The sequence below is a fragment of the Patulibacter medicamentivorans genome (genome assembly GCF_000240225.1).
In the GTDB taxonomy this organism is placed as follows: domain Bacteria; phylum Actinomycetota; class Thermoleophilia; order Solirubrobacterales; family Solirubrobacteraceae; genus Patulibacter; species Patulibacter medicamentivorans.
The window spans coordinates 1-9,062 of the sequence record NZ_AGUD01000120.1; the positions used below are offsets into that span (position 1 = coordinate 1).

General features: G+C 75.0%; 10 protein-coding genes. 9 read left to right on the plus strand and 1 reads right to left on the minus strand.

The window, feature by feature from the left end:
* The 6 genes from PAI11_RS27015 to PAI11_RS24210 form a co-directional block, all read left to right on the plus strand.
* On the plus strand, positions 1–1,132 hold a 1,132-nt coding region (locus PAI11_RS27015), incomplete at its 5' end, for a phosphoinositide-specific phospholipase C-related protein (RefSeq protein WP_040599526.1).
* Between the two features lie 101 nt (positions 1,133–1,233).
* On the plus strand, positions 1,234–1,656 hold the full coding sequence (nusB, locus tag PAI11_RS09550; RefSeq protein WP_007573649.1) for a transcription antitermination factor NusB: 423 nt from the start codon (positions 1,234–1,236) through the stop codon (positions 1,654–1,656).
* Positions 1,657–1,736: 80 nt separating this feature from the next.
* Complete coding sequence (locus PAI11_RS09555) at positions 1,737–1,928, plus strand: hypothetical protein (RefSeq protein ID WP_138974205.1); 192 nt, start codon at positions 1,737–1,739, stop codon at positions 1,926–1,928.
* Entirely contained in the window at positions 1,925–2,866 is a 942-nt protein-coding gene (locus PAI11_RS09560; protein WP_007573654.1) for a polyprenyl synthetase family protein, read from the plus strand. The genes PAI11_RS09555 and PAI11_RS09560 overlap by 4 nt, the downstream gene beginning before the upstream one ends.
* A 4-nt stretch (positions 2,867–2,870) precedes the next feature.
* Positions 2,871–4,868 (plus strand): 1-deoxy-D-xylulose-5-phosphate synthase, encoded by a 1,998-nt coding sequence (dxs, locus tag PAI11_RS09565; RefSeq protein ID WP_007573656.1) that lies wholly within the window; start codon positions 2,871–2,873, stop codon positions 4,866–4,868.
* A 137-nt stretch (positions 4,869–5,005) separates the two neighbouring features.
* Entirely contained in the window at positions 5,006–5,536 is a 531-nt protein-coding gene (locus PAI11_RS24210) for a DUF4333 domain-containing protein (RefSeq protein WP_007573658.1), read from the plus strand.
* Between the two features lie 155 nt (positions 5,537–5,691).
* On the opposite strand, the gene PAI11_RS09575 is transcribed toward PAI11_RS24210, so the two are convergent.
* Positions 5,692–6,048 carry a hypothetical protein gene (locus tag PAI11_RS09575; RefSeq protein ID WP_007573661.1) on the minus strand — a complete coding sequence of 119 codons (357 nt, stop codon included), beginning with the start codon at positions 6,046–6,048 and terminating at the stop codon, positions 5,692–5,694.
* A 112-nt stretch (positions 6,049–6,160) separates the two neighbouring features.
* On the opposite strand from PAI11_RS09575, the gene PAI11_RS09580 reads away from it, so the two are divergent.
* The 3 genes from PAI11_RS09580 to PAI11_RS09590 all read left to right on the plus strand — a co-directional run.
* Positions 6,161–6,967, plus strand: coding sequence for a TlyA family RNA methyltransferase (locus PAI11_RS09580; RefSeq protein WP_007573663.1), 807 nt, complete (start codon positions 6,161–6,163; stop codon positions 6,965–6,967).
* A complete protein-coding gene (locus tag PAI11_RS09585) occupies positions 6,964–7,830 on the plus strand; it encodes an NAD(+)/NADH kinase (protein ID WP_007573664.1) in 867 nt (288 codons plus the stop codon). Before PAI11_RS09580 ends, PAI11_RS09585 begins: the two co-directional genes overlap by 4 nt.
* A 97-nt stretch (positions 7,831–7,927) precedes the next feature.
* Positions 7,928–9,062: AAA family ATPase (locus tag PAI11_RS09590; RefSeq protein WP_040599528.1), on the plus strand; the 1,135-nt coding region annotated here is incomplete at its 3' end.

The window sequence follows — 9,062 nt, forward strand, 5'->3', positions numbered from 1 at the left end:
GATCGGCGCGGCGACCGCGGAGGCCGCGCCGGACGCTCAAGAGGCCAGTCGCGACCGGCCGTCGCACCGCCGCGCCAGGCGGCTGCTCGCGCCCGCGCTGGCCGCCGCGGCGATCGCGCTGGCGACCGGCGCCTTCGCGGCCTCCGGCGGCACCGGCACGCCGCCGCCCGGGTCGGGGCTCTGCAACGGCCACGAGGAGCTCTGCGACCGGCCGCTGAACGAGGTCGCCCTGCCGGCGACCCACAACTCGATGTCGGTCCCGCTGCCCGGCTGGTACTCGGCCGAGCAGGACCGCCCGATCCCCGAGCAGCTGCGCGATGGCGTCCGCGGCCTGCTGATCGACACCCACTACGCCGACCGGCTGCCCAACGGCCGGATCCGGACCGTGATCGACGACGCCGCGGCGCGCGAGACGGCCGGCCGCGACGGGATCGGGCCGGAGGCGGTCGACGCCGCGCTGCGGATCCGGGCGCGGCTCGGGTTCAAGGGCCGGGGCGAGCGGGGGATCTACCTCTGCCACACCTTCTGCGAGCTGGGCGCGACCAAGCTCGACGACGTGCTCGGCCAGCTGCGGCGGTTCCTGGTCGCCAACCCGGGCGAGGTCGTCGTGGTCGTCAACCAGGACGCGATCACGCCGGCCGACTTCGTCGCCGCGGTCCGCCGGGCCGGCCTCGAGCGGCACGTCTACCGCGGCCCGGTCGACGGCCGCTGGCCGACGCTGCGCCAGATGATCGCCAGCGACCAGCGGCTGGTCCTGCTGGCCGAGGAGCGCGCCGGCGGAGCGCCGTGGTACCGCCCGGCCTACGCCCGCGCGCTGCAGGAGACGCCCTACGCCTTCGGCCGGGTCGGGCAGCTGACCGACCCGGCCCGCCGGCCCGCCAGCTGCGTGCCCAACCGCGGCCCGTCGAGCGCGCCGCTGCTGCTGCTGAACCACTGGATCTCGACCGACCCGCTGCCGCAGCCGACCCAGGCCGCGACGGTCAACGCCTACGGGCCGCTGCTCGCGCGGGCGCGGGCATGCGCCGCGATCCGCCACCGGACGCCGAACCTGGTGGCGGTGAACTTCTACCGGCGCGGCGACCTGATGCGGGTCGTCGACGCGCTCAACGGGATCGACGGCGGGAGCCGCTGAGGTCCGGCGGCGGGCGGACGGGCTCGCGCGGGCCTGCGCGGGCGCCGCGTGGCACGGGCGGGCGCCATCGGGTGACGGGGTCCCGTACGCTTCCCCGCTGCATGTCCCGTCGGAGCGAGCAGCGGCGCGAGGCCGTCTTCACCGTCTATCAGCACGATCTGACCGGACGGCCGCTGCACGAGCTGTTCGAGCAGGGGACCGCGATGTTCACGCGCTCCCTCGCGCACGCGACGACCGATCACCAGGAGGAGCTGGACGCCCTGATCGGCCAGTACGCCAAGGGCTGGACGATCGAGCGGATCGCGCCGCTGGAGCGCTCGATCATGCGGGTCGCGCTGCTCGAGATGCTCCACCCCGACGTCGTTCCCGGCGAGACGCCGATCCCGCCGGAGGGCGCGATCTCCGAGGCGGTCGAGACGGCCAAGCGGTTCTGCGGCAGCGACGCGCCGAAGTTCGTCAACGGGATCCTCGCCGCGGTCCTCCGCGACCGCGCCGCCAGCGATCCACCGGCCACGTCGGCCTAGCACGCGCCCGGATCGGGGCTGGCGACGGGGGCGTGACGGTCACCCCACCCACGGGCCAGCCGATCCTTCACACTGTGGGGGTGGCCGACGACGCCGATCGCGACTTCCAGATCCAGCTGGCCCGGCTGGAGCACGCCCTCGGCCGGGTCGCCGACGACGCGGCCGAGCCCGACCAGCAGGTCACCGCCGCCGAGCAGGCCGCGATCACCGCGGGCGAGGCGGGCGCGGCCTTCGACCGGCTGGTGCGCGAGAGCGGGGGCGGTGGCCAGTGAGCACCTCGTCCCCGGCGACGGCGGTCCCGGTCTACCCGGATCACCTGCGCGACACCATCGAGCGCTACCTGGAGCAGCTGCGCTTCCCCGCCCGCAGCGCCGGCGTCGCCGGCCTCGAGGAGGCGATGCGCTACTCGCTGCTCGCCGGCGGCAAGCGGATCCGCCCGGTGCTGGCGCTGGCGACCGCGCGCGCCGTCGGCCTGGAGGATCGCGACGTGCTGCCGCTGGCGGCGGCGATCGAGCTGATCCACACCTACTCGCTGATCCACGACGACCTGCCGGCGATGGACGACGACGACCTCCGTCGCGGCCGTCCCACCTGCCACGTCGCCTACGGCGAGGACGTCGCGATCCTGGCCGGCGACGCGCTCTACGCCGAGGCCTTCCACCTGCTGCTGCGGGACGGCGCGCGCGCCGGCGGCGTCCCGGCCGAGCGGGTCCTGGCCGCGGCCGCCGAGCTGGCCGACGCGACCGGGGTCGACGGGATGGTCGGCGGCCAGTTCCTCGACGTCAAGGGCATCGGATCGAGCGCCCGCGCGGGGGAGGAGGGCGACGCCGGCGAGCGGCTGCGCGTGCTCCACGGCCTCAAGACCGGCCGCCTGATCGGCGCCTCGGTCGGCGGGGTCGTGCGGCTCGCCGGCCTCGACGACGAGCGGGCCGAGCCCTACCGCCGGTTCGCCGCCGAGCTCGGCGTCCTGTTCCAGATCGTCGACGACATCCTCGACGTGACGGGCACCGAGCAGGACCTCGGCAAGCCCCAGGGCAGCGACGAGCGCCACGGGAAGCGCACGTACGTGACCGAGTACGGTCTACAGGGGGCGCGAGAGATGGCGCGGCGTCACCACGCCGCCGCCGCGAGCGCCCTCGACGACGCCGACCCCTCCGGCGCGCCCGACCTCAGGACCCTCACCGCCTTCTTCCACACGAGGACGAACTGACTCGATGACCCGGCTGCTGGACCGCATCGATCGCCCCCAGGACCTGCACGGCCTCTCCGAGGAGGAGCTGCAGCAGGTCGCGCAGGAGGTGCGCGAGCACATCATCGACACGGTCGGCGAGATCGGCGGGCACTTCGGCGCCAATCTCGGCACCTGCGAGATCGCGGTCGCGCTGCACTCGCTGATGGACAGCCCGCGGGACAAGATCCTCTGGGACGTCGGCCACCAGGCCTACCCGCACAAGATCCTCACCGGGCGCCGCGACCAGCTGGCGACGATCCGCAAGTACGACGGCCTGGCGCCGTTCTGCGCGATCTTCGAGTCCGAGCACGACATCATGGGCGCCGGCCACGCGTCGACCTCGATCGGCTACGGCGTCGGCCTGCGCGAGGGGATGCGGCTCAAGGAGCACGACGTCTCGGCCCGCGGCGCCGGCGACGACGGCGTCCCGGGCCGGGTCGTGGCCGTGATCGGCGACGGCGCGATGACCGGCGGCGTCGCCTTCGAGGCCGCGCACCAGGCGGGTGGCCTCGGCACCCCGCTGGTCGTGATCCTGAACGACAACGGGATGTCGATCAGCCCCAACGTCGGTGCGCTCTCCCGCTACTTCCAGGGCGTGCGGCTGAAGCCGAAGCTGTGGCACGGCCGCGAGAAGGTCGAGGAGGCGCTGACCGACCTGCCGGGCGTCGGCGGGCTGGTGGAGCGCGTCGGGCCGCCGGTCAAGGGCTCGATGAAGCTGCTCAACGCCGAGGGCGAGCTGTGGGAGTCGCTGGACTGGGCCTACGTCGGGGTCGTCGACGGCCACGACGTGCGCGCCCTGCGGCGGGCGCTGCGGCAGGCGTTCGCCGCCGACCGCCCGGTCGTGGTCCACGTCAAGACCGTCAAGGGCAAGGGCTTCGCGCCGGCCGAGGACGGCGGCCTGGCGGGCATGGAGCAGTGGCACGCGGCCAAGCCCGGCAGCATCGTCGGCGGCGCCCCGGCGCCGAAGGTCCCCGCCGATCCCGACGCCGCGCCGAAGCCGCCGACCTACACCCAGGTCTTCGGCGAGCGGATGGTCGAGGAGGTCCGCGCCGACCGCCGGGTCGTCGGGATCACCGCCGCGATGAACTCCGGCACCGGCCTGAACCTGCTCCAGGAGGCCGAGCCGCAGCACTACTTCGACGTCGGGATCGCCGAGCAGCAGGCGCTGCTGTTCGCGTCCGGCCTGGCGCTCGAGGGCCTCAAGCCGGTCGCGGCGATCTACTCGACCTTCCTGCAGCGCGCCTACGACCAGATCGTCCACGACGTCGCGCTCCAGGAGCTCGACGTGGTGCTGGCGATGGACCGCGCCGGGCTCGTCGGCGACGACGGCCCGACCCACCACGGCGTCTTCGACATCTCGTACCTGCGGGCGCTGCCGAACATGATCGTGGCGGCCCCGCGCGACGAGGCCGAGCTGGTCCACCTGCTGCGCACCGGGATCGCCTTCGACGGCCCGTTCGCCCTGCGCTACCCGCGCGGCGAGGGCATCGGCGTCCCGCTCCCGCAGGTCGCGCTGACCCAGGAGATCGGCAAGGGCGAGGTCCTGCGCCAGGGTGACCGGGTCGCGATCCTCGGCTACGGCAGCGGCGTCCAGGTCGGCCTGCAGGCCGCGGGGCTGCTGCGCGAGGCCGGGATCGAGACGACCGTCGCCGACGGCCGCTTCGCCAAGCCGATCGACGTCGACCTGGTGCGGACGCTCGCGCGCGAGCACGAGCTGCTGGTGACGATCGAGGAGGGCGTGCTGCCGGGAGGCTTCGGCTCGGCCGTCTTCGAGGCGGCGGAGGAGCACGGCATCGCCCTGACCACCGCGGCCGGCGTCGCGGGCGCCACCCAGCTGATCCGGATCGGGATGCCCGACCGCTACGTCACCCACGGCGCGCCGAAGCTGCTGCACGCCGAGGTCGGCTACACCGGTCGCGCCGTCGCCCTGCGGGTCGCCGCGGCGCTCGGCGTGCCGGACGGGGTCCTGGCCGAGGCATGAGGCCGTCGCGCCCGCCGCGCCGTCCCCTCGGGGTGGCGCGGGGGACGCGTGCCACCCTTTCCGGGTCCGCTCCCGATGCGGCCCCGTACCCGGCCACCGACCGTGGCCGGGCCATCCCTGTTCCTCCGAGGAGCCCCATGTCCCGACGCCGACGCCCACACGCCCTCGTCCCGATCGCGCTCGCGACCGCCGGCGCGACCCTCCTGACCGCCTGCGGGACGTCGACCCTGGACACCGGCGAGGTCGAGAAGACGATCGCCTCGCAGTTCAAGGCGAAGGGGATCCCGCTGACCGACGTCCGCTGCAGGGACGAGATCGAGGCCAAGGTCGGCACGCCCGTCTCCTGCACCGGCAAGAACCCCGGCGGCACCGTCCTGCGGCTGGAGGGCAAGGTCAGCGAGCGCAACGGCGACCGGGCCCGGTTCGAGGTCAAGGCCGTCGGCGGCACCGCCATCGGCAGCGTGATCGCGGCCCAGACCAAGGCGGTGCTCGAGCAGCAGGTCGGGCAGAAGGCCGATGGCATGACCTGCCCGAAGACGGTCGAGATCCCGACCAAGCGGCCGATTCGCTGCGTCCTGACCGCCGGCGGCACGCGCCTGGGCGTCAGCGTCACGGTCGACGAGAACGGCCGCCTCGACGCCAAGGTCGACGACCAGCCCCGGTCCTGAGCGGCCGTGGCGGGGGCGTCCGATCGACCGGGCCCTCGCGCGTGCCGCCCCACCAAGTGAAACGGCCCGCACAAGGCGGGCCGTTTCGGGGAGGAGAGTGCTGTGTGGGTCCAGCTATGTGATGTTGCGTTTCGTGCTCTGGGGGAAGTCTTGGGTCAGCGGGCGCTGTAGCGGGTCGCCATGCTGAGGGTGAAGAGGGCCGCGGCGATCACGAGGATCGACACCGCGACGGCGCCCTGGCCGGCGATCGCGAGGACCAGCGCGGCGCCGGCACCACCGAGGGACAGGCCCTGGTCGTACGCCTGGTGCGCCGTGACCGACGTCGTGGTCCCGCGGGGACCGGCACCGATCGACGTCAGCGAGACGCCGGTGACGAGCACGCCCAGGCCGAAGCCGACGACGATCCCGGCGGGGTCGGCCCCGACGGCGAACGGTGCGGCCATCAACGCCAGACCGAGCAGGAACTCGATCGCCCCGTGTGCGGGGAAGGAGATGAGGCGGGCGCTGCTCACGACAAGACCCATGGTGGGGCACGAACGCCTGTTCCGGTGTGCGGTGCATCACAGCGCATGTGACCGTCCTGTTGCGGCTCGCCCGGCCCCAGGCAGTACGGTGTGCCGGCCGATGGCCAAGGTCCGCCTCGACACGCTCCTGCACCAGCGTGGCCTGTATCCGTCGCGATCCGCGGCCGCGGCCGCGATCCTGGCCGGCGACGTGCGGATCGGCGACGGCCGGCCGTCCGGTCCCGGCGTCCTGAAGCCCGGCACCCAGGTCGACGAGGGGACCGCCGTCGAGGCCGCCGCCCCGCCCCGGTTCGTGTCGCGCGGGGGGATCAAGCTGGCCAACGCGCTGGAGCGGCTGGAGATCGAGGTCGCCGGGCGCCACGCGCTCGACGTCGGCGCGTCGACCGGCGGCTTCAGCGATTGCCTGCTGCAGTCGGGCGCGGTCGCGGTGGCCGCCGTCGACGTCGCCTACGGCGAGCTGGCGTGGGCGATCCGCAGCGATCCGCGGGTGACCGTGATCGAACGCCAGAACGCCCGTCACCTGACGCCGGCCCTGCTCCCGTACGCTCCCGATCTCGTGGTGGCCGACGTCTCGTTCATCTCGCTGACCAAGCTGCTGCCCGCCCTGCGCGAGGTGGTCGCCCCGCGCTTCGACGCGCTGCTGATGGTCAAGCCGCAGTTCGAGGTCGGCCGGGCGCGGATCGGCGACGGGGTCGTGCGCGACCCGGCGCTGCGACGCGAGGCGATCGAGACCGTCGCCGGGGCGGCCCGCGCGGGCGGCTGGTCGGTGCTGGCCGCGGCGCCCTCGGGGCTGCCGGGGCCGAAGGGCAACCGCGAGACCTTCCTGCACCTGGCGGAGGGCGAGCGCGGCGGGACCGACGACCTGGCGGCGTTGGCGCTGGCGGCCGAGCCGGGGGATCCGTCGTGAGCGGTCGTGGACCCGCACGCACCGTCTCGGTCCTGACCCACGGTCGCCCGGCGCAGGCCGCCGACGCGCTCGCCGCCCTGCGCACGATCGCCGAGCGGGACGGGGCGGAGCTGTGGTTCGACGTCGAGGAGACGGCCAAGCACGGCCTGGAGCCGGCGCCGGGGATCGTCGTCGACGCGCCGTGGCGGGCCGACGCCGATCTCTGCGTGGTGCTCGGCGGCGACGGCACGATCCTCAAGGGCCTGCGCCGGCAGGTGCTGACCGACGTGCCGGTGTTCGCGGTCAACCTCGGCGAGATCGGCTTCCTCGCGACCGTCGAGCCGCAGGAGCAGGAGGAGGGGCTGCGGCGGGCGCTGGCCGGCGAGTTCGACGTCCTGCCGCTGCCGGCGCTCGAGGTGACGCTGCCCGACGGCAGCTCGCACGTCGCGATCAACGACGTCAGCGTCCACCGCCGCTCCGGCGACCGGGTCGCGGCGCTGCGCTACAAGATCGACGGCGAGGACGTCGGCCACGTCCGCTGCGACGGGCTGGTCGTCGCCACCCCGGCCGGCAGCACCGGCTACAACCTGGCCAACGGCGGGCCGGTGCTGGCGTGGGGCGTCGAGGGCTACGCCGTCTCGTTCATCGCCCCGCACACCCTGTCGGCGCGGGCGCTGGTGGTCGCGCCGGACGGCGAGCTGGAGCTGCACAACGGCTCCTCGACGCCGGTCGAGCTGGTCGTCGACGGCCGGCCGCGGGGCCTGCTGGCCGCCGACGCGACGATGCAGGTCCGCTTCCGCCGCGACGCCGCGCTGCTGGCCCAGACGCCGGATTCGAGCTTCTACCGGCGGCTGCGCGAGAAGTTCGGGCGGCTGGCGGGCTGAGCGGCTGCGGGCGCGGACGGCGTCGGCTTCGTGCCGATCCGGTGGCGAACCTGCGCGGAACGGGCTATCCGTCCTGTCGCGCTGCCACGCTCACGGCGTGCTGCTGGAGCTGCGCGTCGAGAATCTGCTGCTGATCGAACGGGCCGAGCTGGAGCTGGTCCCGGGCCTCAACGTGGTCACGGGGGAGACCGGCGCCGGCAAGACCGTGCTCGCCCATGCCCTGGACCTGCTGCTCGGGGCCAAGCCGCGCAGCGGCATCGTCCGGCCGGGCGCGTCCGAGGCCTGGGTCGAGGGGATCTTCACGATCCCGGACGAGCTGCCGGCCGAGATCGCCGACCGGCTGCCGGCCGACGCCGAGGAGCTGGTCCTGGCCCGGCGGGTGACCGCGGAGGGCCGCTCGCGCGCGTTCCTGGGCGGCCGCTCGGCGACCGCCGCCGACCTGCGCGAGGTCGGCACCGCCCTGCTCGCGTTCCACGGCCAGCACGAGGCCCGCCGGCTGCTGTCGCCGGCGGCCCAGATGGAGCTGCTGGACGGCTTCTGCGACGGGCGCGGCAAGGCCGGCAGCGGGCACCTGGAGCGCCGTGCCGCGCACGCCGCGGCCTACGCCGCCGAGCGCGACGCCCGCCGCCGGCTCCAGGAGCTGCAGGACGCCGCCGGCGCCCGCGAGCGCGAGCTCGACCTGCTGCGCTTCGAGCTGGCCGAGATCGACGAGGTCGACCCCGGCGAGGCGGAGCGCGACGAGCTGGCCGCCACCCGCGAGCGCCTGCGCCACGTCGAGGCCCTGCGCCAGGCGACGTTCGTCGCCGCGCAGGCGCTGGGCACCGAGGAGGGGGCCGCCGGCACCGCCCTGGTGGCGGGGGAGTCGGCGCTCGACGGCGTGCTCGGGGTCGATGCCGGGCTCGACGTCCTGACCGAGCGGGTGCGCTCGCTGCGGATCGAGGCCGACGACCTGGCGGCCGAGCTGCAGCGCCACCTCGACGGCCTCGACGCCGACCCGGCCGAGCTGGAGCGGGTCGAGGAGCGGCTGCAGGCGATCTCGCGGCTGGAGCGCAAGCACGGCGGCACGGTCGCCGCCGTCCTGGCCCACGCCGAGCAGTGCCGCGCGCGGCTCGCGGAGCTCGAGGACGTCGAGGGCGCGACCGCCCAGGCCGACGCGGACCTGGCCGAGGCGGGCCGCCGCCGCTCCGCGCTGGCGGTCGCGCTGTCGGAGGCCCGCCGCGCGGCGGCCCCGG